The sequence below is a fragment of the Microbacterium wangyouchuni genome (genome assembly GCF_051546305.1).
GTDB lineage: Bacteria > Actinomycetota > Actinomycetes > Actinomycetales > Microbacteriaceae > Microbacterium.
This window is the reverse complement of record NZ_JBPTMA010000003.1, coordinates 190,725-217,199: the sequence shown is the minus strand read 5'-3', so window position 1 is coordinate 217,199 and position 26,475 is coordinate 190,725. Positions and strand designations below refer to the sequence as shown.

At 64.3% G+C, this 26,475-nt stretch carries 24 protein-coding genes, 1 tRNA gene and 3 pseudogenes; 14 read left to right on the top strand and 14 right to left on the bottom strand.

Features of this window, described 5'->3' with window-relative positions:
• Window positions 1–105 precede the first annotated feature (105 nt).
• The gene (locus tag ACSS7Z_RS07680) at window positions 106–567 is read right to left on the bottom strand and encodes a DUF3817 domain-containing protein (RefSeq protein ID WP_438253912.1); all 462 of its coding nucleotides are present in this window, start codon (window positions 565–567) and stop codon (window positions 106–108) included.
• A gap of 138 nt (window positions 568–705) precedes the next feature.
• On the opposite strand from ACSS7Z_RS07680, the gene ACSS7Z_RS07675 reads away from it, so the two are divergent.
• Window positions 706–1,620 (top strand): helix-turn-helix transcriptional regulator, encoded by a 915-nt coding sequence (locus ACSS7Z_RS07675; protein WP_438253911.1) that lies wholly within the window; start codon window positions 706–708, stop codon window positions 1,618–1,620.
• A 173-nt stretch (window positions 1,621–1,793) separates the two neighbouring features.
• On the opposite strand, the gene ACSS7Z_RS07670 is transcribed toward ACSS7Z_RS07675, so the two are convergent.
• Window positions 1,794–2,975: an MFS transporter gene (locus ACSS7Z_RS07670; RefSeq protein ID WP_438253910.1), complete on the bottom strand. Its 1,182-nt coding sequence runs from the start codon at window positions 2,973–2,975 to the stop codon at window positions 1,794–1,796.
• A gap of 298 nt (window positions 2,976–3,273) precedes the next feature.
• On the opposite strand from ACSS7Z_RS07670, the gene ACSS7Z_RS07665 reads away from it, so the two are divergent.
• The 3 genes from ACSS7Z_RS07665 (at window position 3,274) to ACSS7Z_RS07655 (ending at window position 7,142) form a co-directional block, all read left to right on the top strand.
• On the top strand, window positions 3,274–4,122 hold the full coding sequence (locus ACSS7Z_RS07665; protein WP_438253909.1) for a serine protein kinase RIO: 849 nt from the start codon (window positions 3,274–3,276) through the stop codon (window positions 4,120–4,122).
• Between the two features lie 77 nt (window positions 4,123–4,199).
• Window positions 4,200–5,672: a nucleobase:cation symporter-2 family protein gene (locus tag ACSS7Z_RS07660; RefSeq protein WP_438253908.1), complete on the top strand. Its 1,473-nt coding sequence runs from the start codon at window positions 4,200–4,202 to the stop codon at window positions 5,670–5,672.
• Between the two features lie 60 nt (window positions 5,673–5,732).
• Window positions 5,733–7,142, top strand: a complete 1,410-nt coding sequence (locus ACSS7Z_RS07655) for an MFS transporter (protein ID WP_438253907.1) — start codon at window positions 5,733–5,735, stop codon at window positions 7,140–7,142.
• 12 nt (window positions 7,143–7,154) lie between these two features.
• Here ACSS7Z_RS07655 and ACSS7Z_RS07650 read toward each other — a convergent pair whose 3' ends face one another.
• Together ACSS7Z_RS07650 and ACSS7Z_RS07645 are read right to left on the bottom strand one after the other, a co-directional pair.
• On the bottom strand, window positions 7,155–7,988 hold the full coding sequence (locus ACSS7Z_RS07650; protein ID WP_438253906.1) for a siderophore-interacting protein: 834 nt from the start codon (window positions 7,986–7,988) through the stop codon (window positions 7,155–7,157).
• 13 nt (window positions 7,989–8,001) lie between these two features.
• The gene (locus ACSS7Z_RS07645; RefSeq protein ID WP_438253905.1) at window positions 8,002–8,586 is read right to left on the bottom strand and encodes a MarR family winged helix-turn-helix transcriptional regulator; all 585 of its coding nucleotides are present in this window, start codon (window positions 8,584–8,586) and stop codon (window positions 8,002–8,004) included.
• Between the two features lie 88 nt (window positions 8,587–8,674).
• Between ACSS7Z_RS07645 and ACSS7Z_RS07640 the strand changes: the two genes are divergently transcribed.
• Window positions 8,675–9,313, top strand: coding sequence for a winged helix DNA-binding protein (locus tag ACSS7Z_RS07640; protein WP_438253904.1), 639 nt, complete (start codon window positions 8,675–8,677; stop codon window positions 9,311–9,313).
• Window positions 9,314–9,409: 96 nt separating this feature from the next.
• Here ACSS7Z_RS07640 and ACSS7Z_RS07635 read toward each other — a convergent pair whose 3' ends face one another.
• Together ACSS7Z_RS07635 and dcd are read right to left on the bottom strand one after the other, a co-directional pair.
• Complete coding sequence (locus ACSS7Z_RS07635; RefSeq protein ID WP_438253903.1) at window positions 9,410–9,985, bottom strand: hypothetical protein; 576 nt, start codon at window positions 9,983–9,985, stop codon at window positions 9,410–9,412.
• A gap of 40 nt (window positions 9,986–10,025) precedes the next feature.
• Window positions 10,026–10,631, bottom strand: coding sequence for a dCTP deaminase (dcd, locus tag ACSS7Z_RS07630; protein WP_438253902.1), 606 nt, complete (start codon window positions 10,629–10,631; stop codon window positions 10,026–10,028).
• Between the two features lie 86 nt (window positions 10,632–10,717).
• On the opposite strand from dcd, the gene ACSS7Z_RS07625 reads away from it, so the two are divergent.
• The 3 genes and pseudogenes from ACSS7Z_RS07625 to ACSS7Z_RS07615 all read left to right on the top strand — a co-directional run.
• Window positions 10,718–11,944, top strand: a complete 1,227-nt coding sequence (locus ACSS7Z_RS07625; RefSeq protein WP_438253901.1) for an NAD(P)/FAD-dependent oxidoreductase — start codon at window positions 10,718–10,720, stop codon at window positions 11,942–11,944.
• 51 nt (window positions 11,945–11,995) lie between these two features.
• Window positions 11,996–12,069 (top strand) — tRNA-Gly (locus ACSS7Z_RS07620).
• A gap of 202 nt (window positions 12,070–12,271) precedes the next feature.
• A pseudogene (locus ACSS7Z_RS07615) lies at window positions 12,272–12,352 on the top strand (hypothetical protein); the annotation flags it as partial.
• 20 nt (window positions 12,353–12,372) lie between these two features.
• Here ACSS7Z_RS07615 and ACSS7Z_RS07610 read toward each other — a convergent pair.
• Together ACSS7Z_RS07610 and ACSS7Z_RS07605 are read right to left on the bottom strand one after the other, a co-directional pair.
• The gene (locus tag ACSS7Z_RS07610; protein WP_438254289.1) at window positions 12,373–12,531 is read right to left on the bottom strand and encodes a hypothetical protein; all 159 of its coding nucleotides are present in this window, start codon (window positions 12,529–12,531) and stop codon (window positions 12,373–12,375) included.
• A gap of 969 nt (window positions 12,532–13,500) precedes the next feature.
• Window positions 13,501–15,009, bottom strand: coding sequence for an ABC transporter substrate-binding protein (locus tag ACSS7Z_RS07605; protein WP_438253900.1), 1,509 nt, complete (start codon window positions 15,007–15,009; stop codon window positions 13,501–13,503).
• A 648-nt stretch (window positions 15,010–15,657) separates the two neighbouring features.
• Between ACSS7Z_RS07605 and mftG the strand changes: the two genes are divergently transcribed.
• The 3 genes from mftG to ACSS7Z_RS07590 all read left to right on the top strand — a co-directional run bounded on the left by mftG (window position 15,658) and on the right by ACSS7Z_RS07590 (window position 18,937).
• Window positions 15,658–17,226 (top strand): mycofactocin dehydrogenase MftG, encoded by a 1,569-nt coding sequence (gene mftG / locus ACSS7Z_RS07600; protein WP_438253899.1) that lies wholly within the window; start codon window positions 15,658–15,660, stop codon window positions 17,224–17,226.
• Entirely contained in the window at window positions 17,223–18,440 is a 1,218-nt protein-coding gene (locus tag ACSS7Z_RS07595; protein ID WP_438253898.1) for an alpha-hydroxy acid oxidase, read from the top strand. The genes mftG and ACSS7Z_RS07595 overlap by 4 nt, the downstream gene beginning before the upstream one ends.
• An 86-nt stretch (window positions 18,441–18,526) precedes the next feature.
• The gene (locus ACSS7Z_RS07590) at window positions 18,527–18,937 is read left to right on the top strand and encodes a GlcG/HbpS family heme-binding protein (RefSeq protein ID WP_438253897.1); all 411 of its coding nucleotides are present in this window, start codon (window positions 18,527–18,529) and stop codon (window positions 18,935–18,937) included.
• On the opposite strand, the pseudogene ACSS7Z_RS07585 reads toward ACSS7Z_RS07590, so the two are convergent.
• Window positions 18,934–19,806: pseudogene (locus tag ACSS7Z_RS07585) on the bottom strand (IS481 family transposase); the annotation flags it as partial. The gene ACSS7Z_RS07590 and the pseudogene ACSS7Z_RS07585 overlap by 4 nt on opposite strands.
• Between ACSS7Z_RS07585 and ACSS7Z_RS07580 the strand changes: the two are divergent.
• A pseudogene (locus ACSS7Z_RS07580) lies at window positions 19,804–20,277 on the top strand (ATP-binding protein); the annotation flags it as partial. The pseudogenes ACSS7Z_RS07585 and ACSS7Z_RS07580 overlap by 3 nt on opposite strands.
• 239 nt (window positions 20,278–20,516) lie before the next feature.
• Here ACSS7Z_RS07580 and ACSS7Z_RS07575 read toward each other — a convergent pair.
• The 4 genes from ACSS7Z_RS07575 to ACSS7Z_RS07560 all read right to left on the bottom strand — a co-directional run bounded on the left by ACSS7Z_RS07575 (window position 20,517) and on the right by ACSS7Z_RS07560 (window position 24,454).
• Window positions 20,517–22,046 (bottom strand): acyl-CoA synthetase, encoded by a 1,530-nt coding sequence (locus ACSS7Z_RS07575; RefSeq protein ID WP_438253896.1) that lies wholly within the window; start codon window positions 22,044–22,046, stop codon window positions 20,517–20,519.
• A 96-nt stretch (window positions 22,047–22,142) separates the two neighbouring features.
• Window positions 22,143–22,595: a MaoC family dehydratase gene (locus ACSS7Z_RS07570; RefSeq protein ID WP_438253895.1), complete on the bottom strand. Its 453-nt coding sequence runs from the start codon at window positions 22,593–22,595 to the stop codon at window positions 22,143–22,145.
• 37 nt (window positions 22,596–22,632) lie between these two features.
• Window positions 22,633–23,517 (bottom strand): amidohydrolase family protein, encoded by an 885-nt coding sequence (locus tag ACSS7Z_RS07565; protein WP_438254275.1) that lies wholly within the window; start codon window positions 23,515–23,517, stop codon window positions 22,633–22,635.
• A gap of 13 nt (window positions 23,518–23,530) precedes the next feature.
• Window positions 23,531–24,454, bottom strand: a complete 924-nt coding sequence (locus tag ACSS7Z_RS07560) for an SDR family oxidoreductase (protein ID WP_438253894.1) — start codon at window positions 24,452–24,454, stop codon at window positions 23,531–23,533.
• A gap of 88 nt (window positions 24,455–24,542) precedes the next feature.
• Here ACSS7Z_RS07560 and ACSS7Z_RS07555 point away from each other — a divergent pair, with 88 nt between their 5' ends.
• Together ACSS7Z_RS07555 and ACSS7Z_RS07550 are read left to right on the top strand one after the other, a co-directional pair.
• The gene (locus tag ACSS7Z_RS07555) at window positions 24,543–25,010 is read left to right on the top strand and encodes a MarR family winged helix-turn-helix transcriptional regulator (protein ID WP_438253893.1); all 468 of its coding nucleotides are present in this window, start codon (window positions 24,543–24,545) and stop codon (window positions 25,008–25,010) included.
• 58 nt (window positions 25,011–25,068) lie between these two features.
• On the top strand, window positions 25,069–26,235 hold the full coding sequence (locus ACSS7Z_RS07550; protein ID WP_438253892.1) for an acyl-CoA dehydrogenase family protein: 1,167 nt from the start codon (window positions 25,069–25,071) through the stop codon (window positions 26,233–26,235).
• On the opposite strand, the gene ACSS7Z_RS07545 is transcribed toward ACSS7Z_RS07550, so the two are convergent.
• Complete coding sequence (locus ACSS7Z_RS07545) at window positions 26,210–26,353, bottom strand: hypothetical protein (RefSeq protein ID WP_438253891.1); 144 nt, start codon at window positions 26,351–26,353, stop codon at window positions 26,210–26,212. The genes ACSS7Z_RS07550 and ACSS7Z_RS07545 overlap by 26 nt on opposite strands.
• Window positions 26,354–26,475 lie beyond the last annotated feature (122 nt).

The window sequence follows — 26,475 nt, the reverse complement described above, 5'->3', positions numbered from 1 at the left end:
GAGCGAATCAGTAAACCTGAGTCGCGATGGCTCAACTGTACTCCCGACGGCGGATGCTGTCAATGCGAAGTTGACACGAGGCGACTCAAGTCCCACTTCAGGCGCTCACTTCCCGCCGGGAGGACCGATCGTCAGCAGGATCACGTACAGCGCAACTACAGCGACGGCGATGAGCGCCACGAGCACCCACGCGTGGCGCAGGAACCAGCGCATCGTCCGGTCGTACCAGGTGCGGTCCTGCGGGTGGTCGCTCGCTTCCAGACGCCAATCCCCCTGCAACCGACCCTTGCGGTGCAGCCAGATCTCCATCGGGATCGTCGCATAGGGCACGACGGCGCTGACGACGGCGAGCGCACCGAGGCCGATCGACCACCGCTGGTTGAAGGCCACGAGAATCGCCGTCGCACCGTAGGCGAGGAATACGAAACCGTGGATGCCCCCACCGATCGTGACCACGATGCCCGGAGCCCCGACGGCACGGGCGATCAACGCCGAGATGAGAATGGTCCAGGTGATCGCCTCGGCGATCGCGAGGACGCGGTAAAGACTGGCAGGCGTGCGGAACATCGCGCTCCTTATGTTGGGGTGTCCCTCCACGCTACATTCCTGCAGCTGCCGCCAAGCACAGCGGATGGTGCCGGCTGTGAACCTCGTTCCTCCGAACAGCGAGGAATAGCCGCCAACACCGCACGGTTGCCTCTGAGTATGACGACAATCGACGCGGATGCTCTTGAGAGGGTGCTCTCGTCGATTGACGTGCGCCTGGGCGCGGCACGACGGGTGCAGTTGGATGCAGGAGGCATCGCGCCGCTGACATCCGGAGCGATCTGGCTCGTGTTCGTGTCCGCAGGCAGTGTCTCCGGGCAGCCGCCGCTGGCGCAGGCATGCTCATTCGATGTCGACCGCGCATCATCAGCCGTCGCGCTCTCACCCGGTCGCGAGCGCGAGGTACTCGGAGAAGGCGACGCCTTCCTCACCCTGGGACGCCGATCGGTTGCCCTGCAGTCCGAGCACGGCGCGTCCCTGATGATTGCGGAGCTGCAGTTGTCCGAAACAGCAAGCACACTGAGCACCGTACTGCCCGAGTTCGTCACCGTCACCGACTTCGCCGGCCTCGAACCGGCTGCGGCAGCGCTCGCGCGAAATCTCGGTCCCGCCGAGTCGGACGATTGCCCGCTGCGCTCGGGCGACCCCGTCATCTGCCGCCTGATGACAACGACGGTGCTCCTGTCGGTCATCCGCGCCTGGGCCGAAAACGGCTGCGCCCCCACGGGCTGGCCGTCCCGCTCGAACGATCCGTTCCTCGACCGCGTGATCGACGCCATCCATGACCAGCCAGGACGCGAGTGGACGGTCGAGGCCCTAGCCGGCATCGGCGCGATGTCACGGTCGGTCTTCGCCGAACGCTTTCACACAGCGCTCGGCCGCTCGCCGGTGAGCTATGTCACCGAGGTGCGCATGCAGTCGGCGAAGCGGATGCTGGAGGCTGGCCACTCCGTTTCGGAGACATCACGGAACCTCGGTTACGGTTCGGACGAAGGATTCAGCCGCGCGTTCCGGCGTGCGACGGGGATGACCCCGTCCGCCTGGCGCGTCAGCCGCGATCTGGTTTCGGCGTAGCCTTCCCCAGCCCGGGGAATGTTCGGAGCCCACCGGGCCGGGTCCGGCGCGCACAACTCCTGAAGAATCGGCCCGGGTCTCCCGAAACGGGCCGAATCCGACGCGCAGCGCGCAGTTCTTCAGGAGTTGTGAGCCGCGGCTGAACCGCAACTGACCCGTAGCGCTCCCACACATCACCCACGCGCGCGGTTCGAGAGCCCGAACAGCACCGCACCGATCACCAGGGCTATAACGCCCAGCGCATACGACGGCTCCACACCAACACTGTCGACGAGGATCCCGCCGACCCCGGCCGCGACCATGATCGCCGCCTGGAATCCGACGACGACGAGACTTCCGCCCGCTTCCAGGCGATCCGGCATCCGATGCCCGACCCAGGTGTTGACGACGAGTAGCCAGGAGGCGAGGAAGAAGCCCCAGACGAACACAGCGATCCCGACGCCGAGCACGGAGTCCGACAGCACGATGGTCGCGCCGACCGCCACCGCGATCACAGCTGGCGCCACCACCGCGAGCGTTCGGAATGTCCGGTCGATGATCACGCCGATGGCGACGTTGCCGATCAGGCCGCCGATACCGAAGACGGCGAGCAACATCACGATCGTTCCGCCGTCGACCTCCGGTACCCGCTCCAGAGCAAGACGGATGTAGGTGTAGGCGAGGAAATGCCCCAGCACGACGAAGACGTGTCCGGTCAGCCCCAGAGCCACACCCGGGCGACGGATCGTGTCCAGAAGCAGCCCGAAGCTTGACACCTGCGCGGGAGGAACCGGCGGAAGCATTGTGCCGAGCACGATCGCGAGCAGACCCGTGACGATTCCGGTGAGCGCGAACACTGCGCGCCAGTCCATCATCTCGCCCAGCATGACGCCGACGGGCACACCTGCAACAGTCGCCAGCGACGTGCCCGCAGAGGTGAACATCACCGCGCGTCCCAGCCGTTCCGGCCCGGCGATGCGCACGGCGACCGTGATCGACATCGACCAGAACGTACTCAAGGCTGCGCCGAGCAGGAAGCGTGCGAGAAGGATGATGAGCAGGTTCGGCGATACGGCGACGATGAGATTGGATGCGGCCGCGGCGAGCGCCATCCAGACCAGAAGTGTGCGTCGATCCACCCGGGGAAACACCATCCCGACGGTGGGTGCCACGAAGAGACCGACGAGTGCCGTGATGGTGACCATCTGTCCGGCTTGCCCTGGCGTGATGCCGAGCCCGTCCGCAATCTCTATGAGCATGCCGTTGGGCAGGAACTCGGCCGTGACCAGCAGGAAGCTCAGCAGCATCACCACGATGAGCGCACCGTATCTGATGCGCTCGGCGGCGGGGATGGGGACAGGAGCGGTGACGGTCATGATTCAACGTTGTCAGCAACGCGGATGCCGCACCCGACCACGCGTCCGCAGCATCCGACCGATCGTCCGGCGTAGCCGTGACCGCGGCCACGGCCACGGTCGCGGCCGCGACAGAGGCGTTCAACAGGAGCGCATGACACTGCTAGTGTTTTTTCATCACACCGGGAACGCCCCGGAAGAGCCGAGCGGAAGGAGCACGAGATGTCCACTGTCTCTGTCGCACTTCTCGCCGACACTCTTCCCTTCGAGGCCACCCGCTCCTGATCCGCGCGTGGCCTCCTTTCCCGGAGCAACCACCGTGACTGATTTCTCCGCGTCATTCGACGCATCCCCCTTTTCCCAGAATCTCGCCTTCGCCGATGTCGAACCCGGTGAGAACCAGCGCTGGTCGACCTGGCCGGCTGTCACCCCATCCGAACGCGGACCCGACCCGAGGCCCGCATGGGTCGTGACGAGCGCGGGCGCGCTCGACACGGAACTCGGCATCCTCAAGACCGGCAAGGAGGCCGACGCGTATCTGTTGGAGCGCGCCGTCCCCGGTGACCTGTCGCAGCGCACCCTGTTGGTCGCGAAGCGCTACCGCGGCGAGGAGCATCGCTCCTTCCACCGATCGACTGTCTACACCGAGGGGCGACGCGTGCAGAGCTCGCGCGATTCGCGTGCGATGGCGAAGAAATCGACCTTCGGCCGGGAAATCGCCGCGGCGCAATGGTCGTTCGCCGAGTTCAGCGCACTGAGCCGCATGTGGCAGCTCGGTGCTCCGGTTCCGTATCCCGTGCAGGTGAACGGCACCGAGGTGCTGATGGAGTTCATCGGATCCGGCGCCACCGCAGCGCCCAGACTGGCCCAGGTGCGCGGCGACCGGCGCGCTCTGACGGACTACTTCAACCAGATCGTCGAGATCATGCACCTGTTCGCCAGGGCCGGGTTCGCGCACGGCGACCTGTCCGCCTACAACCTGCTCGTTCACGACGGCAGGGTCTGGGCGATCGATGTGCCGCAGATCGTCGACATCATCGCAAACCCACAGGGACTCGATCTGCTGCACCGGGACTGCGTGAACATCTGCGACTGGTTCGCCCGGCATCGGGTGGAGTGCGACGCCGAATACCTGTTCGCCGAACTAATGGCGGCATCATTCGGATGACCCGGCACGTGGCCGCTCCCGCGCTCGCGATACTCTCAGATGTCGATCCGTCCCCTTCCGAAGGCGCTCTCCCCCCGATGACCAGTTCGAAGACCAGCTCGAAGACCACCGCCACCCGCCCCGAAGACGAGAAGCTGGGCATCGGCCCGAGCTTCGCCTACGGGTTGCAGCATGTGCTGACCATGTACGGCGGAATCATCGCACCGCCGCTCGTGATGGGGCAGGCCGGCGGCATGAATCAGGCTGAGATCGGGATGCTGGTTGCCTGCGCCCTGTTCATCGGCGGACTCGCAACGCTGCTGCAGACGCTGGGCGTGCCGTTCTTCGGTTCGAAGCTGCCGCTCGTGCAGGGCGTGTCATTCTCCGGCGTCGCGACGATGATCGCGATCATGGGCGAGGGCGGGATGCCGGCGGTTATGGGCGCTGTGCTCGTCTCCTCCGTGATCGGACTGGTGCTGGCTCCGGCGTTCGCGATGATCGTGCGGTTCTTCCCGCCCGTGGTCACCGGGTCCGTCATCGCCGCTGTGGGACTGTCGCTGCTGCCGGTCGCAGCAGGGTGGGCGATGGGCGGCGATGACACCGCGGCGGACTACGGCTCGGTGGGAAACATCGGGCTCGCCGCTCTCACCCTGCTGCTGGTCATTGTGCTGTCGAAGTTCGGTTCGGCGACGATCTCGCGTCTGAGCATCCTCATCGCCCTCGTACTCGGCACCATCTTTGCCACTGTTATCGGCGTCGCCGATTTCTCGACCGTCGCGGAGGGACCGATCGTTGCCCTGCCGACGCCATTCGCATTCGGGATGCCGACGTTCGATATCGCCGCCATCATCTCGATGCTCATCGTCGTCCTGGTGACGTTCACGGAGACGACCGCGGACCTGCTGGCGGTCAGTGAGGTCGTCGGCACGAAGGTCAACTCGAAGCGCATCGCGGCGGGGCTGCGGGCCGACATGCTCGCAAGCGCCGTCTCACCGATTTTCAACTCATTCACGCAGACCGCATTCGCGCAGAACATCGGTCTGGTCGCGATCACGAAGGTCAAGAGCCGGTTCGTGGTTGCCGCGGGCGGTGTGATCCTCGTCATCCTCGGACTGTTGCCCGTACTCGGCCGCGTCGTCGCCGCCATCCCGACACCCGTGCTGGGCGGCGTCGGCATCGTCCTGTTCGGTTCGGTGGCGGCCAGCGGTATCGCGACGCTCGCGAAGGTCGACTACCGCGACAGCCTGAACCTCATCATCGTGGCTGTCGCGCTGGGCTTCGGACTGCTGCCGCTGGTGAAGCCCGATATCTACTCCGGCTTCCCGGATTGGTTCACGGTGATCTTCAACTCGGCGATCAGTTCGACGACGATCGCCGCTCTGGCGCTGAACATCCTCTTTCACCATGTTCTGAAGCGGAAGGCATCCGGCGACGCGGTCTCCGTTCCGGCGTTCCGCGAGATCCCGCAGTCACTGCTGACGGCGCTCCGCGAGGGAGATCACTACACGGCGGGTCGGCTGAAGGATGCGGAGGACAACGACATCCCCGTACGCGATGATGACGAGCGCTGACGCGGAGCCGCTACGGCGCGCCGCTACCCTCCGTTCACCGGCATTGGCCAGACTGCGATCATGAGTGCTTCTGACAATGACGACGTCGCGACCCCCGAGGCGACCGCCAATACGGGCGCTGTCGCCGTGATCGGTCTGAACCTGCGCGGCGACACGCCCGCCCCGAAAAAACAGGTCTACTCGTGGGCGCTGTGGGATTGGGCGACGCAGCCGTTCAACACCGTAATCCTGACGTTCATCTTCACGGCGCTCTATCTGACCACCGACGCCTTCCTGCCGGCGGACATCGCAGCCCTCGACACGGGCGACCCGATCCGCACCGCCGCCGAAGCAGGCCTCGCCTCCGGCCTCGGGCTCGGTTCGACCATCGCCGGCCTCGCCATCCTCCTGGTCGCACCCGTTCTCGGACAGCGAGCGGATGCTGCGGGCCGCCAGAAGCTGTGGCTCGGAATCGGCACGGGCGCCCTCATCCTCTGCATGTTCGGACTGTGGTTCGTCGAACCGACCCCGACACTGTTCTGGCTGGGCGTCGCACTGATCTCGGCCGGGTCGGTGTTCGGCGAGATCGCCGCGGTGAACTCCAACGCAATGCTGATCGGGATCGCTAACCCGAAGACGGTCGGCAAGGTCTCGGGTCTCGGCTGGGGATTCGGGTACATCGGCGGAATCATCGCGCTCGTGCTCGTCGTGGTGTTCTTCATGGCGGACTGGTTCGGCCTCGCTACCGAGAACGGTCTGCCGTTCCGTCTGATCGCCGTCGGCTGCGCCATCTGGGCGGTCATCTTCAGCATCCCGATCTTCCTGAATGTGCCGGAGCCGTCACTCGGACGCCCGGAGCGCAAGGTCGGATTCTTCCAGTCATACGTACTGCTGGTGAAAGACGTCATCGGCCTGTACCGCAACACAGAGACGCGGACCACGTTCTGGTTCCTGCTCTCCAGCGCCGTGTTCCGCGACGGATTGGGCGGCGTCTTCGCCTTCGGCGCGGTGATCGCCAACCTGGTGTTCGGCTTCGAGTTCCTTGAACTCGTGATCTTCGGCATCGCCGCGAATCTCATCGCCGGGATTTCGACGATCCTCGCCGGCCGCCTCGATGACCGGTACGGCCCAAAGCGCATCATCCTGTTCGCGCTCGCGTCGATGATCGTCGCTGGTCTGGCAGTGTTCTTCCTGGTGGATGCCGGCACCATCGTTTTCTGGATCGGCGGACTCATCCTCTGCGCGTTCGTTGGCCCCGCCCAGGCTGCGTCGCGGTCGTTCCTGGCACGTGTGACTCCGGCCGGACGCGAAGGAGAGATCTTCGGCCTCTACGCCACGACCGGGCGCGCAGCGAGCTGGATGGCGTCGGGAGCGTGGGCACTGCTGATCGTGCTGACCGGGTCGACCGCGTTCGGAATCCTCGGCATCATGCTCGTGCTGCTGGCCGGGTTCCTGCTGTTGCTTCCGGTCAAGGCGAGCCGGGTCAGCTGAGGTCCAAACGGTTCAGATCTGCCCGACGGCCTCGCGCTTCTCCGCTTGGAAGGCTTCCTCCTGGCGCCCATAGGCCCAGTAGGCCGAGAGTGACAGCTGGGTGCGGTCGAGTCCGCGCTCGTCGGTCAGATAGGGCCGCAGCGATTTCATGGCGCCGCGTTCTCCGTGTGCGAACACCTGCACGCGTCCGCTGCGCCACTCCACTTCGCGCACCGCGTCGGCGAGCAGCGTGGTCGTTCCGGCCTGCTGCCCTTCGCGGTGCAACCACACGATTTCAAAGCCGGCGGGTGCGGTGAGTTCGAGTTGATCGGCAGCGCTGTCTACCTCCAGTAGCACGACGCCCTCGGCTTGCGCAGGCATGGCTTCCAGCGCGGCAGCGATCGCCGGCAGCGCAGCGTCATCACCGGCCAGCAGGTGCCAGTCAGCATCGGGGTCGGGGGCATATCCGCCACCGATCCCGCCGAGAACAACCACATCGCCCGGTTGTGCCGCATCAGCCCATGGCCCAGCCACACCGTCAGCGCCGTGCACGACGAAGTCGATCCAGAGCCGGCCGCCAGTCAGGTCGAACCGGCGGATCGTGTACGTGCGCTGCGAAGGCATCCGCTCGGTCGGCAGCTCGGCGCGCAGCGCCGCAAGGTCGTAGGGCGGCGTGAGGTCGGTCTCCGGGTGGGCGAAGAGCATCTTCGAGTAGGCGTCGGTGTATCCAGCATCCTCCACCACAGCGATCCCGGGCCCGCCCGCGACGATACGGACCATATGCGCGGTGAGCTGAATTCGCTCGATCACCTCGAGCACGATCTGCGGACGCTGGGGACGACGCGGGCGCGTCTGGGGTGTAGTCATCGGGCCGTCTCCTTCATACCGACCAGTTGTCGGCGAGCTTGTTGAGTAGACGCGCGAGCTCTCGGCTCTCCTCGTCGGAAAAGGTCTCCAGGGCACGACCCAGCGCCTCACGCCTCTCGCCCCGCACGCCACGCGCGATGCGTCGCCCTTCATCGGTGAGCGCGATCCGTGTGCGTCTCGCGTCATCGGGATCGGCCTCGCGCAGCACGAGTCCGCGTTGCACACCCTGTTGGACGAGCCGGGATGCGCGCGGCTGGTCGACGCCGATCGCCTCGCCCAGCGCGCTGACGCTGAGCGGCGCGGATGCTGCGGAGAGCGCATCCAGCATTCGCACGAGTGCGGGGCCGCCGAAGCGCGGTCCGTGACCACCCGCCCACGGCGGCGGGCCGAATCCACGGCCACCGCGGTGTCCGTGTCCGTGCCCGGCATGCTCGTCGTGCGTGCGCTGGTCGTGGGGATGCTGGCCGTGCTCGTGCTGGTCGTGGGGGCCGCCGTGATCGCGCATGCCGTGCGGTGCTTTGCCGTGTGGGCGCCGCCCTCGCAAGCGAGACAGTGCCTGGGCGATAGCTTCGGCGGGGTCGGGATCCTGGTTGCTCACACCTAGACCTTACATGCAACTTGACATGCAACCCCACTACATGACACACTACATACACATGTCATATTACAAACAAAAGGATTTACTCATGGACACCATGAACACTGATGAAAACTCCCGCCCATTCGGGTTCTGGCTCAAGGCCGTCGATCGCCTCATGGCAGCCGAGTTCGCCAGAGCCTTCGAGTCAGAGGGCATCACGCGTCGTGAATGGCGACTGCTGAACATCGTCGACGGCACGGTTCCGGCCGGTCGCCGCAAGAGCGAGCGCCCGTTGCCCGAACACAAACTCGGCCTACTCATCGACCGCGGTTGGGTGACGGATGCCGACGGCAGCTGGGCCCTGACCGAAGAAGGGCGTACAGCCAAGGATCGCCTCGGCAGCATCGTCGCCGGCATCCGCGCGAAGGTCACTGACGCGGTGCCCGCCGAAGATCTTGCGACCACCCTGGCCACGCTCGAACAGCTTGCTCGCGCATTCGGCTGGGACGAAGAGAAACCGCTCCCCCGCGGACACGGACGGCGCCGCCGCTTCGGTCACCGCCACGGGCATGGGCATGGCTTCGGACACGGGTGCGACCACGGCCACGGCCATGACTTCGCGGAAGGGCACGGACACGGACAGCGCGGCCACCGCCACAGCCGCGCACACTTCGCCCACTTCGCGCAGGGCGCCTACGAGCGGGGCTTCGACTCCGGCTTCAGCCGCGGTCGCAACGACCGCTGACCTGCGTCACGCAGGATGGATGGCACGCGTCGGTCATGAACACTCATGCCCGGCGCTTTCCTTTTTCTATCGACACGGAGGCCGACGCCGCGGATGTCAGCCCTGTGCCCCCAGGAACAGCATGAGCCCGACGGCGCCGAAGAGCAGCACGGTGAGACCTGTGTAGATCACGATCGTCCAGCCGCGGTAGCTCTGGCCGTCCGTTCCGCCTGCGGCCGGGCTGACGTAGTTCCGCGTCGCTTCGTCGCGCGCCGTCGCAGCACGTGACGCGGCCGCGCGAGATTCGGCCTTCTGCGCAGCGGTCGGCGGCACCGCCTCCTGCTTGTGAGCGGATGCCGACGTCCACGTGTCGTTGGGCGCCCACGTGCTGCGCTTGCGGAGCGCCGGAGCATCCGCTGCGGCAGCTCCGCCATTCTCCGATGGCGCCGGCGGGATGACCGGCTCCGCGCTGGGAGGTGGCGGCGCTGCACCGAATGTGGGCGGCGGCGGCACCTCGAAACCTTCGATGGCCGCTTCAGCATCGGGAGTGGCGACCGTCTCCGGCGGCGGGACGTCGAAGGCTTCCACGCCCGGAGCAACGGGGGATGCCGGCGGCTCACCACCGGCCACGGGCACATCAGTCGTGGCATCCGCGCCGGGATCTTGCGGGTTTTCCGTGTTTTCGCCGCTCACGCTCTCGATACTACGTGTGGGTGCGGCGATACGCGCCCGGTCAGCCGCCGAGTGACCCCAGATCGGTATTACTGACATCCGTGCGGTGGAAGTTCTGGAACGAACGGGATGCCGTGGGTCCGCGCTGCCCCTGATAACGGTTGCCGTACGGGCCGGAGCCGTACGGGTTCTCGGCAGGCGAGGTCAGGCGGAAGAAGCAGAGCTGGCCGATCTTCATGCCTGGCCAGAGCTTGATCGGCAGGGTCGCAACGTTCGCGAGCTCGAGGGTGACGTGGCCCGTGAAGCCCGGGTCGATAAAACCGGCCGTGGAATGGGTGATGAGACCGAGGCGTCCGAGCGAGCTCTTGCCCTCCAGTCGCGCAGCGATGTCATCCGACAGCGTGACCTGCTCGAATGTGGCGCCGAGGGCGAACTCGCCGGGGTGCAGAATGAACGGCTCGTCGGGTTTGACTTCGATGAGCCGGGTGAGCTCCGGCTGGTCCTCGGCGGGATCGATATACGGGTACTTGTGGTTATCGAAGAGCCGAAAATACCGATCCAGCCGCACGTCGATGCTGGAAGGCTGAATCATCTCCGGCTTGTGCGGCGACAGCCCGATGCGGCCGGCGGCGAGTTCTGCTCTGATATCGCGGTCACTGAGAAGCACGGGATCAGCCTAATGGGCTTGCACCAGGTGCCGTAGCCGCGGGACTCTGACATCCTGGGCAGGGCTGTCGTACTCGGGAGGTTGCAATGGCGCGCTCGATCATCATCGGGGCGGGAATGGTTGGGTTGGCGACCGCGTGGCATCTGCAGGAACGCGGCGTCGAAGTCACGGTGCTCGATCGCACCGGCATCGCGGCCGGCGCTTCGTGGGGCAATGCGGGCTGGCTGACGCCGGGCAAGGCGATTCCGTTGGCGGACCCGAGTCTGTGGACGTACGGTCCCCGGGCGCTGCTCGATCGGGATGCTGCGCTGCACGTCCCGTTCCGCGTCGATGCCGCACTATGGAGCTTTCTCGCACGCTTCGCCTCGCACGGCACCAGCAGAGCGTGGGATCGCACGATGGCGGCACTCACGCCGATAGACCGCATCGCATTGGAATGCTTCGACGAGTTGACCGACGGCGGGGTCGGCTCGTGGACGCGCGAGGGCCCGTTCGTCATCGGCTTCGCTGATCGGTCGCATTCGAAGGGCTTCCTCAAGGAGATCGCCGGAGTGATCCGGCACGGGCAGGATGTGCCGTTCGAGCCGCTGGACGACCCGCGATCACTTGCTCCGATGCTCTCGGATGCGGTGAAGGTCGCATACAGGCTGGAGGGGCAGCGGTTTCTCGAGCCGGCACCGTTCGTCGAGGCGCTGGCAGGCGCGGTCGTCGCTCGAGGCGGCGCTGTGCGTACCGACGCAGAGGTGACCGCGGTTGTCACCGGTGGCGCGCGACCTGCGGTGGTGCTGGCATCCGGCGAGCGATTGGATGCCGACTCGGTGGTCGTGGCGACGGGCGCGTGGATGCCGCGGCTCGCGCGCGAGCTCGGAGTGAAGACGCGGGTACAGGCCGGTCGCGGATACTCCTTCACCGTGGCGACCGAGCAGCCGGCGGAGCATCCGATCTACCTGCCGTTCCAGCGGATCGCCTGCACTCCGTATCAGGGCCGGCTGCGCGTGGCCGGAACGATGGAGTTCCGCGGGCCGGACGAGCCGTTCCAGGCGCGCCGAGTGCAGGCGATCGTCAACCAGTCGCGGGTGCTGCTGCGGGGCGTCGACCTGGATGACCGCCAGGACGAGTGGGTCGGCTCGAGGCCGGTAACCCCGGACGGGCTGCCGCTGGTCGGGGCAACGCGAGCGGCCGGTGTGTACGTCGCCGGCGGCCACGGGATGTGGGGCATCGTGCTGGGGCCCGCCACAGGCAAACTGCTCGCCGAGCAGATCACGACCGGTCGGGTGGATCCGGCTATCGCGGCATTCGATCCGCTGCGGTGAGCGCGTGACAGTCGCCACATTTGTTATGCTGGCCGAACGCCGAAAGGCCGTGGGACTGTAGTTCAATGGTAGAACTTCTGCTTCCCAAGCAGATAGCGCGGGTTCGATTCCCGTCAGTCCCTCCACAGTAATCTTCTGCCAAGCTGTGAGTTCTCACTGTAGTTGGCACTTTCGCAGGGAAGTTGGCACTCACCAAACAGTGTCGCGGACTTCGACACAGTGAAGACGCCAGGGCCTACCTACCCATTTCTTGAGCACCTTAGTCGGCTCAACGAGGAGACCAAAGAGTAGGAGGACGTCGGCGAGCCGATCTCCCACAACGAGGCCGTGTTCGGGAAGCTGGCTAAGAACGTCGCTGCATCTCTCAAAGAGGGGAATCGAGTCATTGTCTCCGGCGACCTGCATTTTCAGGCGTATGTAAAGGACGGTCAGCGTCGGCAGGGCACGCAGATCGTGGCGGATGCGGTCGCTCCTTCGTTGAAGTTCGCGAGGGTGGACGTGCCCCGCAACCCAAAAGCGCCGAGCCCGGAAGCTTCGGCGACTGGGCCGGTGGCGATGAATGAGACGCCCTGGCAGGTCGCGACCATCGCACCTTGACCGCTGAACGTCTCAGAAGGGGCGTACGGATCCAGACCCCGGATCCGTACGCCCCTTCACTGTGCCGGCGATGTCGCACACGACCAACCGATCGGGCCAGAAGAGGTCGAGAGGAAAGCACCATGAGCGAATAAAACCAGATCACGGACGCGCAGGAGCGACCGAGCGTCACACGCTTGTTCAATGATCTCGAGCAGAACCACCGGCCCCGAGGCGCGTGGCGTCGCCTGGATCCAGCCGAAGTCGGCCGGGCCGGCGACATCGAGCTGAGCCAGGACGTATGGACCATCCGGCCGTCGTCCGCCAATGCCGACAGATTTTACTGGAAAATCGATTCTCCGGATCCGTCGACAGCCGAGTGGCGCGGTACGGCGTCGTGCGGCGAAATGATCGAACGGCTCAGCGCGGCGATCGACCACGACACAGCGATCAGGCGGCTCGATGACGCCAAGCAGATGCCCCTCGCTGCGGAACTGATACCTCGCATAGCTGGTAGCTTCCCCGTTCCGATTGGTCGCGGGGCGAGGACTCGACGTTCGCGCAGACTCTCGAGTACCCCGCCCCCCGTTTAAGGTTTCGCGGAGCACGACGAACGTGTTCCAGAGCTCGGTGCGAGTACGGATCAAAGTCTTGAGGCGGGCCGGGGACGGGCGCCGCGCGTCCGTCGGCAAACTCTCCACAGGCGGTGTGCTGGCGTCCCTCCGCGATCGCGCGAACCGCTGTGGCGAACGGCTCTCACGCCGAAGCCCTCAGCAACCGTCACAGCACTTCCTATCGACTGAGACATCAGTCCGGGTTTCCCACTCCAATGCCGTTTAGAGTACGCAATAGCTTTGGAAGTGACACCACATGTCACGCGTCCGCGCGAGTACGGCGCGTTCAGCCAGACGAGAACGGCCACGATCAGGTATGACGCGGAAGATCGATCCCGGCAGGCAGAGCCCGCCGGGATCGAGTGGTTACTTCTGTTTCATTCCCACTCCGTCGAGAACGGGGTAGCCGGCCTGCCACTCTTGGACCCCGACGAGGTCGTCGCTGTAGGCGATGGTGTAATTGCGCCACATCACTGGAATGTACGCCGAGATCGTCTCGCGCGTCAGCTCCGCGATCTCGAAGAAGATCGCTTCCCGCTCGTCGTCGTCTACGGTCGACTGAGCCTTGAGCATCAGGTCAGTCACGCCGGGAACGTCGACCTTACCGGGATTGCGGATCGTGTCAGTACTCAGGTGCCGCCACAGGAAAGGAGTCGGCTCAAGGTCGGGTACCAAGTTCTGTGTCGCGATGGCGATCGTCGGCTTGATCCAGGTTGCCTCTGTGATCGCGCTTCCGGTCGGGAACGTGAGCTCCACGTCGACACCAATCTCCGCCCAGCTGGCCTGAATGGACTCGGCGATCGCCCTATTATTCGCGTCCGCAGCCATCGTGTACGTGAAACCGTCCGCGTAGCCGGCCTCGGCCAACAGCTTGCGAGCGCCCTCTACGTCGAAATCGAACGGTTCCAAATCGGCATCGAAGCCGAAGCGCCCAGGCACGACGAACTGATTGGCCGCTTCCCCTCGACCGAACGCGAGCCCATTCACGATGCCCTCACGGTCGATTGCCATAGCCAAAGCCATCCGAACCCGTGGATCCGCAAGCTCCGGCGCCAAGTCAGGGTTGAGGCTTATCGACATCAGCTGTGAACCATTGAGCGCGTAGGTGGAAGATCCCGCCGCCTCAACGGCGTCCGCCTGCGGTGCCTCGATAATCGCCATGTCAAGCTCGCGCGAGCGGATTGCGTTGGACATGGCTACTGGGTCTTCGATCGCACGCAAGGTCACTCCGGCGACCTGCACCGCGTCCGGGTCCCAGTAATCAGGTTTGCGCACGACGTCCAATTGGACTCCGGGAGTGTCCTTCTCTACGAGGAACTTGCCGGTTCCGACTGGGGACTCGAAGTCGCCAGACGCGACACTTTCGGAACTGAGCATGATACCGACGCGCCCTGCCAGGAGACCAGGCAACCCGACGTTGGGGGTCGACAGCACAACGCGGACCGTCTGCTCGTCAACGATCTCTACGTTGCTCATCGATGCGAGGTCAGCGCCGATGTTCGATCCCTCGCCGGCATAGTACTCGAGCGTGGCTTTCACGTCCTCGGCGTCGAAAGATGAACCATCACTGAAGGTTACGCCGTCCCGGAGCCCGAACTCCCACGTAAGTCCATCATCTACGGTCACCCACGTTTCAGCGAGAGCGGGAACCAATTCGAGGTCTGCTTCCAGCGCAATCAAGTTGTCATAAATGAGCTGGTAAATAGGGACAATAGTGGCACCCGGCATTTTCGACGGATCCCACGAATTCAGCAGGAAACGGACGCCGACCGAAATCGTCGCCTCGGGGTCGGTGGCCGCGTCCGCGGGGGCGGGCGTTTTATCGCCGATAGAGCAGCCGGTGAGCATTACTGCGGTCAGGGCAGCGACCGCCACCCATGTTCTGTGCCGGCGCTTCCGTGTAGCGTTGCGCATTTCACTCCTTTGTGTTGCGACCGAACCACAAAAACATCGATCGTGGTTCCAAAGTTTACATATATGCACACCGGTGTCAACGTACGAGCATGCCTCCGCGGGCGACGTTTCACGACCACCCCGCTCGGTAATGAAACATCAGCAACATCACTGTCGCCGGGCTTGACAGTAGCGTACATCTAGCGAACTGCCCCCCGTGTCTCCGATTAGCCTGGGCTCCGAATCTGATCTGTGATCGACACAAGAGCACGGACGTGTACACATACTGCCACCGAACGATTGTATTGCTGTGGCATTTTCTGATTTGACGCCGACTCGAGCAAGGTGTCATGATCAGAGAGCCCGAGCACCACAATCGACCGTGCCTCATTGGAGAGAGCTAAACCGTGGAGCTATGGAACGCGCTCGATGCATGGAGAAACCCGTCGCGGCTGAGCACCATCAAATTGGAGTCCTGACCTATCGCTGTTTCGCGTTCAAAAGACGCCCTTATTACAGCGCTAATTGTCGAGCATAATTGCAATTGTCGGAGCGTGACACAGACCTTCATGCTCAGACACCAATGCGACTCACCCTGATAACGCAGATTACAGAGTGGTAGGAGCGAACTTGGAATACGACGTCATTGTAGTTGGGGCCGGCTCAGCGGGAGCGGCCCTCGCCTCGCGGCTCTCGGAGAACCCAAAGCGATCCGTCCTGCTCATCGAGGCAGGTCCGGACTACCCCACGCTGGACGATTTGCCGGACGAGCTCAAGTACGGGCATGCGACTGAACTCGACATGACTACGACAGCACACAACTGGCAGTTCACGGGCAAGGCAACCGATGAGGCACCAGAGGTCGTTGTACTCAGGGGGAAAGCGACAGGCGGCACGAGCGCCATCAACGGCCAGATCTTCGTCAGAGGCATCCCTGAGGACTTCGATGAGTGGGCAGCCGGAGGCAACGACCGATGGTCATACAACGAGGTGCTCCCGTACTTCCGCAGGCTGGAGCAGGACCGTGACTACGATGACGAGTTCCACGGCGCTTCCGGCCCGATCCCAGTGCACCGCTATCCCCGATCGGAATGGAATGCTGACCAAGTCGCGTTCTATGAGGCGTGCCGCGCGGCCGGGTTCCAGAATTGCGGAGACCACAACGCGCCCGGCTCAACCGGTGTCGGGCCAACACCTCTCAACAATCCCGGAGGAATTCGGTATAGCACGGCCCTGGGTCATCTGACGCAGGCCCGTCACCGTTCGAACCTGACCATCTGGGCAGACACCTTCGTGCGCCGCCTTGTGATCGAAGGCGATCGTGTCGCCAGCATCGAAGTCTCCCGCGGGGGGGAGGTGCTGCGGGTGCGGGGAAGAGAGGTTGTTCTCAGCGCGGGAGCTATCTGCTCTCCGCACATCATGATGCTCTCCGGTGTTGGACCCGCGCGCCAGTTGATGGAGTGTGAAGTTCCGGTGCTGGTGGATCTTCCTGGTGTCGGTAAGAACTTGGACGATCATCCTGCCGCTTGGGTGACCTGGCACACACAGCCAGGGCATGCAACCGACCCCCGTGCGCCGCGCGCACAGATTTCTCTGCACTACTCCAGCGAATCGTCAGAGTTCCGCAACGATTTGAAGATCTCGATGCAGTCTTACGCCACTGAACGGGCGCAGCCCGGCCAGCCTCGCAAACCACTCGGTGTCCGCATGGTTGTCGGACTGCAGCGTCCGCTCGGAAGCGGCGAACTCTCGCTAGTATCGAACGACCCGGAAGTTCAGCCCACCATCGATTTCCGGCTGCTAGAGAAAGAAGAAGACCTCGCCCGAATGGTCGAGGCCGTCCGGCTTGCAGTGAGACTCGGTGAACATCAAAGCTTCGCCGGCATTCTCGATGACCGGATCGAGCCGCGGGACGAAGATCTGGCGACCGATGAGGCGCTGATCGGATGGCTGCGGCGAACCTCTATGTCCTCGCTGCACATAACCGGAACCTGCAAGATGGGGCCGACCACCGACCCTGCCGCCGTGGTAGATCAAGCAGGCCGCGTGTATGGCGTCGCCAACCTTCGGGTCGCAGACACCTCGATCATCCCCCAAGGGGTACGCGCCGCCACGAATGCAACTGCGGTCATGATCGGGGAGCGCATCGCCGCACTGATGGATGAAGATTCACACCTGAGCGAAGGAACACAGCAATGATGAACGAGTCCTCAGCACGGCTTGAGGCGGGCGTCGACGCCGCGATTCCGTCACCCGTCGGCGAGCGCGGATCCGGCCCTGCAGAGTCACGCGAACAGACATTCTTGAGTGTCGCGCAGTTGGAGACTCAAGCGCGCGAAGTGCTCCCTGCGGGGGGCTTTGATAATCACTTCGGCCGCGAGGGCGCCCCGACGTGGGAAACACTGACCGCGAACCGTTGGGCATTCCAGCGACGGCTCATCCGCGGACGGGTTCTCGCCGGAGTCGTCGAACCCGACATCAGTACGTCGATCCTCGGAAAGCCAAGCCCGCTTCCCGTCATGATCTCTCCAGCCGGCGGCCAGCAGCGATTCCACCCCGAAGGCGAGGGCGCTATGGTCGAAGCCGCCGCCAAGACGGGCATCCCCATGGGGCTGAGTACCCTCTCGACGCTCTCACTCGAAGAGGTTCGAGATCGCGCTCCGTCCGCGCGCCTCCTGTTCCAGCTCTACATGCTTCGAGACGAGTATGTGACCAATGACCTCGTCAGCCGTGCCGAGGAGCAGGGATACGAGGCCATCATCCTCACAGTTGATCACATCGTCGGCGCACGCCGATTCCCCGAGCGCGCGGCGCTGCACGGAGTCTCTGATGTCTCCCCAATCGTGTGGCCACACCTGAATGGACCGCCCAGGTGGGCCAATGTCGAGAAGTACAGAGGCACAAAGCACGAGATCCCAGAGGTCTTCGGTCAGGCTATCCAGCCGTCATTGACTTGGGATGACGTTACTAAGCTCCGCGCTCGCACGTCGTTACCGATCGTCATCAAGGGCATACAGACACCGGCTGACGCGATCAGCGCGGTTGATCACGGCGCCGACGCGGTGATCGTATCCAACCACGGTGGTGTGCCGCCGTCCATGGGTGCAATGGCGCCGTGCTTGGAAGCCCTGCCCCAGATCAAAGAGGCGGTCGGCAACGGGATGGAGATCTACCTTGACAGTGGCGTCCGCAGCGGCGTGGACGTGTTCAAGGCCCTCAGCCTTGGGGCTGATGCGGTGCTCGTCGGCCGAGCCGCCCTGTGGGCACTGGCCGTCGGAGGTCGGGCGGGTGTGAGACGAGTCGTCGACATCCTGTCCGACGAATTGTCCTCGACCCTAGCTTTGACCGGTTGCCAGACCGTAAACGACGTCGCGCGCGCTGACGCACTGTGGAGCGGCGAACAGCGCTGGTGATACCTCGCTGATCGCGAAACGCAGGTGTGCACGCCCAACGCGCAAGCTGGTCACACTGTCCACTCGAATCAACGCCAAGGAATCCCATGCCACTCACGCTTCAAAAAGTTCAGGACCTCATCAGCGGCGCCATCGAGCGTGCCACTGAGCTTGAAACACAGATCACCGTGGCGGTGGTCGACGAAGGCGGACATCTGAAGGCTTTCGGACGCATGGACGGTGTCCCACCGCTCACCGTCCAGGTGGCCCAGGCCAAAGCGAACAGCGTCGCCATTTTCGGCTACGACGGCGCAACCCTTCGTCGTATGCAGGAATCCGCACCCAGTTTTTTCGCCCAGTTGGCCCAGGTCGTCCAGACTCCGATTCTGGCAGGCGGGGGCACGGCGCTCATCCGCGAGGAGGGGATAGTCGTCGGGGCGATCGCAGTCAGCGGCGCGGCAACCTCCGCACAGGACGACGAGTGCGTCGAAGCCGCTCTTGCCGTTCTCTCCTCCTAGGTGTTCTTCCCACTGACGTTATGGACGCGGTCGATGGGTGAGGCCTCTGAGAGCGGTATGGGGTCTGTGGTGATTGTAGTCGTGGATCCAGGCCTGGTAGGCGCCTGCTCGGGCGGTATCTGATCCGTAGTGGCGGGCGTAGGCCCATTCGAACGCAAGGGTGCGGTGGAATCGCTCGATCTTCCCGTTCGTCTGCGGTCGATAGGGGCGGGTGAATTTGTGTTTTCACCTGCTCGCTGAGCGCGTCGTTGAACAGCCGTGAACGGTAGCGGGAGCCGTTGTCGGTGAGGACGCGGAGCACGGTGATACCCAAGCTGGCGTAGAACGCGTTCGCGCGCTCCCAGAACCCTGCCGCCGTCTCCTTCTTCTCGTCATCGAGGATCTCGGAGTAGACCACTCTCGAGTGGTCATCGATCGCGGGGTGCAGGAACGAGTACCCGACACTCGTTTTGTTCTTCTTGCCTTTCGCTTGGCCGAGGGTGCGATGTCCTCCTCCGTCAGGGATCCGGCCGAGCTTCTTCACATCGACATGGACCAGATCGCCGGGGCGTTCATGTTCGTAACGCACCGGTTTCTGCTTGCGCACCCGCACCCCGGTGTTCAGATCGATGTGTCCCAGCAGTGGCACACGGCAGCGGGCGAGGACCTTCGACACCGTCGATTGCGGCAGACGCAGGTGATAGGCGATTCGGTGCGGGGCCCCACCGTCTGGTGACTCGCAATGCGACGATTCGTCGCTCAGTTTTCTGGGGTGTCTGGCCCGGCGATCGCAGTGGCCGCGAGGAACGGTCCAGGAGGCCGCTCTCGCCCTCGGCCCGGTAGCGGGCCACCCAGTTCGAGACGGTACCGCGCGCGACCTGGAGGGATTGCTGCTCGGCCCTCCCGGCACCGGCAAAACCCATCTCGCGAGCGGGCTAGGAATGATCGCTGCCCGCCATGGGCACCGGGTGCTATTCGCGACCGCGACGGAATGGGTTACCCGCCTCACCGACGCGCACCGTCAAGGCCGGCTCCCACAAGAGCTCGCACGATTGCGACGCTACGGGCTGATTATCGTCGACGAAGTTGGCTACCACCCGTTCGAGCAAGACGCCGCGAATCTGTTCCTCTAGCTCGTGTCATCTCGCTACGAACACGCCTCACTCATCCTCACCAGCAACCTGGCATTCTCCGGCTGGGGCGGCATTTTCGGAGACAAAGCCGTCGCCGCCGCGATGATCGACCGCATCGTCCATCACGCCGACGTCGTCACCCTCAAAGGCGCCAGCTTCAGGCTCCGAGGACGAGGCATCGACAGCCTCCCCAGCATCAAAACCACAACCAACCAAACGCCTGACTAAACTGCTCGAAACCGTTCACTTTTCGAACGGCCGCAAACGTTCAAAGTTCGCGCGCCGCCGACAAGAACGGGGGTTCAGGCGTGCACGATATCTGGAGACATCACAGGATTCTGGGTAGATCCAGGTTCATTAGGGCTAGATCCATTTTCGTCGTGGGCACCATGTGGGCACGGCGACCTCAGCGCTCGAGGACCGCCAAACTTGACGAGCTCAGACGCATCAGGAGCGCCGCCCGGCGGTTATATCGAGGGCGCGAATCGAACCCGTAGGTCAGCTTTCCTGATTTTGCCGCTCGCCGTTCGGGGCAGCTCATCGACGATCACGGTCTTCGCGGGCACCTTGTAGCGCGCCAGTCGCCCATCCAGATGAGCACGCACCTGATCGGTGTCGATCGTGATGCCGTCCCGAACAGTGAGCACAGCCCAGGGCACCTCGCCCCAACGCTCGTCGGGAACTCCGATGACGGCCACACCGGTGACACCATCCATGTCGTTGATGAGGTTCTCGATCTCGGCGGGGTAGATGTTCTCACCGCCGGAGATGATCATGTCCTTGAGTCTGTCCGAGATGTAGAGCACGCCGTCACCGTCGAGGTATCCGAGGTCACCGGAGCGGAACCATCCGTCTGCGGTGAACGCTTCCGTCGTTGCCTGGGGTCGACCGTGGTAGCCGGCGAACACGTTGGGTCCGGAGATCTCGATCTCTCCGACGGTGCCGCTCGGCACGGCACGGCCATCCTCGCCGGCGATCCGCACACCAGTGAAGAAATGCGGAACCCCGACACTCCCCTGCTTCTCGCGCGTGCGCTCAGGAGCAAGCAAGGTCGCGCCCGGAGCCGTCTCGGTCATTCCGTAGCCCTGCGAGAACGACAACCCTCGCTCCTCGTAGGCGTTCAGGACGCGTGAGGGTACGGCGGATCCTCCGCAGGTCAGCTTCCGCATGCTCGAGACATCCGTGGTTGCCCAATCGGGGTGATCACAGAGCAATTGGTATGTCGTCGGCACGCCGGAGAGCATCGATACGCCGTGGTGCTCGATGAGCGCGAGCGCACGACCTGGATCGAACCGCTTCTCGAGCACCAGCGTGCCGCCCTTGATGATGATCGGAAGCGCGCCCATCCCGAGGGATGCGACGTGGAAAAGCGGCGAGATCATCAGGGCCACATCGGTCGAGACAATGTCGTAATCGATGATCGCGTTCAGCGCCGCCCAGGTCAGGTTCCCGTGCGTGAGGACCGCGCCCTTCGGCTTGCCCGTCGTTCCCGAGGTGTAGAGGATGGCCGCGGGCCGGTCCAGCGCGGCAGGCGCATCCTCAGAATTGCTCTGCCGCGGAACGCCCACGGCTTCGCGCGGCGCAGATGCCTCCCGCTCATGCGCGGAACCCGCCGCGATCACATGCGCGACCGAAGATGCGACGTCCGATACTCGAGCGCTGAACTCGGCATCGTGGATCAGCACTCGCGCTCCCGAGTCCGTGAGTACGTGCTGGATTTCAGGAGGAGCGAGTCGGGTGTTGACGGGAACGAAGACCGCCCCGATCTGTACTGTTCCGAACAAAGCCGCGAGGAAGTCGGGACTGTTCTCGCCCAGATAGGCGACGCGATCTCCCGGCCCGGTGCCGCGACGGACGAGATCGGCCGCGACGATATCGGCCATCTCTGCCAGTTCGCGGTACGTGAGCTTGCGCCCGTCCTCGAAGACGAGTGCGGTCTTATCCGGGGTCTTCAGACGACGCGTCGCCATCCAGGAACCGAGTCCATGATCATGCATCGTATGTCTCTCCGTCGAGGCTGGCAGTCGTCTACGACCGTCGCGATGGTGGAATCTCCGGGCCGGCGCGCTGGGGAGGCCGACCCGGAGAGTGCGTCAGGCGTAGAAGCGCTGCAGGCTCCGGGCGACGACGGCGGGCTTGCCGTTGCCTTCCGCCTCGATCGTGACATCGATCGTGAGCTGGGCACCGCCGGCCACCTCGGTGACCTCGGCGACCGTGGCCGTCGCGCGGACACGCGATCCAACCTTGACAGGCGACACGAAGCGGACCTTGTCGAGACCGTAATTGACCTTGGTCGTGACACCTTCGACGTCCAGCAGCGACTCCCACAGCGGGATGAGCAGCGACAGACTGAGGAACCCGTGCGCGATCGGACCGCCGAAGGGGCCATCCTTCGCGCGCTCGGGGTCGGTGTGGATCCACTGGTGGTCATCGGTCGCATCGGCGAACGTATTGACCCGCTCCTGAGTGATATCGATCCACTCGGACGGGCCGAGCTCCGATCCGATGAGTGTGGCGAGGTCCGCGTAAGTGACTGTAGTGGTCATAGTGGTGAGTCCTTTCAGAGGGGAATGACGTCAGCGTTCAAGCGTCGAGGCCGAGGAGACGGGCCGCGTTGCCTTTGAGGATTCCCGGCATCACCTCGGACTTGAGGGCCGTCTGCTCGACATCCTTGAGCCAGCGGTCCGGGGTGATGAGCGGGAAGTCCGACCCGAACAGGACGCGCTTCTTCAGGAGCGAGTTCGCGTACCGGACGAGTTCGGCAGGGAAATATTTCGGGCTCCACCCGGACAGGTCGATCCAGGTGTTGTGCTTGTGCGTGGCGACCGAGAGCGCCTCGTCCTGCCACGGCACAGACGGGTGCGCCATGATGATCTGCAGGTCGGGATTCTCTGCGGCCACACCGTCCAGCAGCATCGGGTTCGACAGCCCGAGCCGAAGGCCACGGCCTCCAGGAAGGCCAGCGCCGATACCGGTCTGCCCGGTGTGGAACAACGCGACGACACCGGCATCCTGCAGAGCTGCATAGATCGGCTGATAGCGCACGTCGCTCGGATCAAAATTCTGCACCGTCGGGTGGAACTTGAAGCCGCGCACGCCATGATCGCCGATCAGGCGAGCGACCCGCTCGACCGCGTCATCCCGATTCGGGTCGACCGAGCCGAACGGGATGAGGACGTCGTTGTTACGCGCCGCGCCTTCCGCGATCTCCGCGCTGGAGATCGGCGGGTGCTCCAGGTGAGTCTCGGCGTCGACCGAGAACACGACCGCCGCCATCTTGCGCTCACGGTAGTACTCCGCGATGGAGTCGAGGTCGGGGCGACCCGCATCGGTGGAGAAGTACTTCGTCGCGGCCTCGTTGAGGTCATCGGGCAAGGAGGTGTGTCCGTGTCCGTCGACTTCGACATGCACGTGCATGTCGATCGCAGTGATCGCCTCGAGGTCGATCGCAGATTCGTAGCGGGTCATCGCAGGCATCGGATCACGCCTGAGCGGGCTGAAGCTCGGCAGGAAGCGCCGGGAACTTCTCGCCGACCGACTGCACGTTGCCCGTGAGGAGAGCAGACTGCTCGACGAGCGCGTCGAAGGTCCATCCGCCGTCGCGGTACTCGGTGACGGCGGGCTCCGGGTGGCTCCAGACCTGCAGACGGTCGCCGCCGACGCCGATCGCCTGACCGGTGATCGCGGCTGCTTCGTCGGACGCGAGGAATGCAATGAGGCCGGACACGTCGGATGCGTTGCCGAAGCCGATCTCCCTGCGGAAGAACTCCGGCATTGGCTCGCCCTTCGCATCGGCCTCGACCGCAGCGGCGAAGTACGGCACGGTGGCGGTCATCGCGGTCGCAGCAACCGGAATGACTGCGTTGGCGGTAATGCCTGCCTTCTTGAGCTCAAGCGCCCAGGTTCGGACCATCCCGACAATGCCGGCCTTGGCAGCGCCATAGTTGGTCTGGCCGAAGTTGCCACGCTGACCAGTCGGGGACCCGATCGTGATGATGCGGCCAGCGACACCGTTCTCGCGCATGTAGGTCGCTGCCTCGCGGACGCAGGTGAAGGTGCCGCGGAGGTGCACGTTGATCACCAGGTCGAAGTCCTCGTCGCTCATCTTCCAGAGCACGGTGTCGCGGAGCACTCCCGCGTTGGTGACGAGGATGTCGAGTCCCCCGAAGGAGTCGACCGCAGTCTGTACGAGTTGCTTCGCCGTCTCAGTCGAACCGACCGGCGCGACCACGGCGACTGCCTTGCCACCGTCGGCCTCGATGGTGGCAACCGCATCTGCGGCGGTCTGCGCGTCGACGTCGTTGATCACGACGGATGCGCCCTGCCGCGCGAGTTCCTGGGCGTAGGCGAGGCCGAGGCCGCGGCCCGAACCTGTGACAATGGCGACTTTGCCGTTCAGCGACATGGTGTGCTCCTTAAGGTCGTAAATTGATAAGACCACACAATAGTAGGAAAAGTCAACTATCTACTTCTTCATTCGCTATGCTGGTCGTGTGACCACCGACATCGACACCCCATCACGTCAGCAGCAGCTGGCCGCTGGCAGCATCGGGAGCGACGTCAGCTTCCTGATGGCCCGCGCGAACGCCGTCTCGCTTTCGACCGCCAACACCCGGCTCGCCGGCCACGGCCTCCGCGTGCGTTCGTACAGCGTGCTGGCGCTCGCCTGCGACGGTGGCCGGCCCAGTCAGAAGGAGATCGCCGAGCTGCTGCGGCTGGATCCCAGCCAGGTGGTCAGCCTCATCGACGATCTCCAGGAGCGCGGATACGTCGAACGCGTGCCGGACCCCCGCGACCGTCGATCGAATGTCCTCGTTGCGACACCCGAGGGTAAAGCAACACACGCCCGCGCCCGCGTCGAAGTACGACAGGCCGAGGAAGAGCTACTGGCTCCCCTCACCGCATCCGAACGCGAGACGCTCAGCCGTGTGCTCCGGCAGCTCGCCTTCCCATCCGATTGAGCCGACGCCCGAACACTCGTCTCGCAGCCTTAGCAAACCCGCCTCCAGAATCGAGCAGATGATGACATCCGTCGCCCTTCCCCGCACGATCTTCGACGAGTCGCACGACGAGTTCCGAAACGTCGTTCGTCGTTTCGTCGAACGCGAGGTCAGCCCGAATCTCGAAGCGTGGGGTGAAGCAGGTCGCGTCGACCGCAGCTTCTTCCGCAAGGCAGCCGAGACCGGCCTGATCGGCATCACCGCACCCGAGGAGTTCGGTGGCGGCGGCGTCGAAGACTTCCGATACAACGCGATCATCATCGAGGAGTTCGCCCGCGCCGGCGCGACAGACGTCTCCATGTCGATCGACGGCGAAAACGACCTCGTGGCGCCGTACTTCATCACCTTCGGCTTACCCGAGCAGAACGCCCGCTGGCTGGCTCCGATGATCTCCGGAGACCTGGTCGGCGCCATCGCTTTGACTGAGCCAGGCACGGGCTCCGACCTGGCAGCCATCACGACGACAGCGATCGCGGATGGTGACGACCTCATCGTCAATGGATCCAAGACCTTCATATCGAACGGGTTGCTCGCGGACTTCTTCATCGTCGCCGTCAGCACCGATCCCGCAGCCGGCCGCAAGGGCATCACGTTGCTCATCATGGATGCTGATACTCCGGGATTCACTCGCAACGGACCGCTGAAGAAGATCGGCCTGTCCGCGCAGGACACCGCCGAGCTGTCTTTCGCCGACGTGCGCGTTCCGCGCACGAACATCCTCGGCACGGCGGGCGAGGGCTTCACCCACATGCGGCGGAACCTCGCGGTCGAACGTCTCAGCATCGCCGTGACATCCATGGCGCGGATGCGGGCGACGTTCGACCAGGCGCTGATCTACGCGACCGAGCGCAAGGCCTTCGGCGAGCGCATCGCGGACTTTCAGGCCAACCGCTTCTACCTGGCTGAGCTTGCCACCGAGATCGAGGTGACGCAGACGTTCATCGATCGGTGTATCCTCGACGCATCCGGCCACGAGTTGGACGAGGTGACTGCGGCGATGGCGAAGTGGTGGGCAACAGAACTGCACCAGCGGGTCATCCAGCGCGCCCTGCAGCTGCACGGCGGCTACGGCTACATGCGCGAATACGCCGTGGCGCACGACTACATGGACTCCCGCGTCGCTACGATCTTCGGCGGCACCACGGAGATTATGAAAGAGATCATCGGGCGGCGCCTGACGCGCTGAGATCTGCGGCGATCAGGTTCGCAATCAGGGGCGGGCGCTCCAACATGATGTCGTGCCCGGCACGTGGCCCATCGACGAGCTCCACGCTGGCCGGTGCCCCACCGGCGCTCTCGTTCACGCGACCTGGGTGGCGAACGGCGATGCCGAACCCGCGAGCACATGCACGCTACCAGAACATGTCGTACGCTCCAGAATTGTATTGACTTCCGGGGCGTGAGCACACTCGGAACCAACGCTCGC

Bases quoted from the DNA above. Each gene is read 5' to 3' on its own strand.
- ACSS7Z_RS07575 (WP_438253896.1), bottom strand. From the start codon at position 22,046: ATGCATGATCATGGACTCGGTTCCTGGATGGCGACGCGTCGTCTGAAG.
- ACSS7Z_RS07565 (WP_438254275.1), bottom strand. From the start codon at position 23,517: ATGACCCGCTACGAATCTGCGATCGACCTCGAGGCGATCACTGCGATC.
- ACSS7Z_RS07660 (WP_438253908.1), top strand. From the start codon at position 4,200: ATGACCAGTTCGAAGACCAGCTCGAAGACCACCGCCACCCGCCCCGAA.
- ACSS7Z_RS07590 (WP_438253897.1), top strand. From the start codon at position 18,527: ATGCCACTCACGCTTCAAAAAGTTCAGGACCTCATCAGCGGCGCCATC.
- ACSS7Z_RS07560 (WP_438253894.1), bottom strand. From the start codon at position 24,454: ATGTCGCTGAACGGCAAAGTCGCCATTGTCACAGGTTCGGGCCGCGGC.
- ACSS7Z_RS07640 (WP_438253904.1), top strand. From the start codon at position 8,675: ATGGACACCATGAACACTGATGAAAACTCCCGCCCATTCGGGTTCTGG.
- ACSS7Z_RS07650 (WP_438253906.1), bottom strand. From the start codon at position 7,988: ATGACTACACCCCAGACGCGCCCGCGTCGTCCCCAGCGTCCGCAGATC.
- ACSS7Z_RS07655 (WP_438253907.1), top strand. From the start codon at position 5,733: ATGAGTGCTTCTGACAATGACGACGTCGCGACCCCCGAGGCGACCGCC.
- ACSS7Z_RS07670 (WP_438253910.1), bottom strand. From the start codon at position 2,975: ATGACCGTCACCGCTCCTGTCCCCATCCCCGCCGCCGAGCGCATCAGA.
- ACSS7Z_RS07595 (WP_438253898.1), top strand. From the start codon at position 17,223: ATGATGAACGAGTCCTCAGCACGGCTTGAGGCGGGCGTCGACGCCGCG.
- ACSS7Z_RS07675 (WP_438253911.1), top strand. From the start codon at position 706: ATGACGACAATCGACGCGGATGCTCTTGAGAGGGTGCTCTCGTCGATT.
- ACSS7Z_RS07625 (WP_438253901.1), top strand. From the start codon at position 10,718: ATGGCGCGCTCGATCATCATCGGGGCGGGAATGGTTGGGTTGGCGACC.
- ACSS7Z_RS07570 (WP_438253895.1), bottom strand. From the start codon at position 22,595: ATGACCACTACAGTCACTTACGCGGACCTCGCCACACTCATCGGATCG.
- ACSS7Z_RS07550 (WP_438253892.1), top strand. From the start codon at position 25,069: ATGATGACATCCGTCGCCCTTCCCCGCACGATCTTCGACGAGTCGCAC.
- ACSS7Z_RS07680 (WP_438253912.1), bottom strand. From the start codon at position 567: ATGTTCCGCACGCCTGCCAGTCTTTACCGCGTCCTCGCGATCGCCGAG.
- ACSS7Z_RS07610 (WP_438254289.1), bottom strand. From the start codon at position 12,531: ATGGTCGCGACCTGCCAGGGCGTCTCATTCATCGCCACCGGCCCAGTC.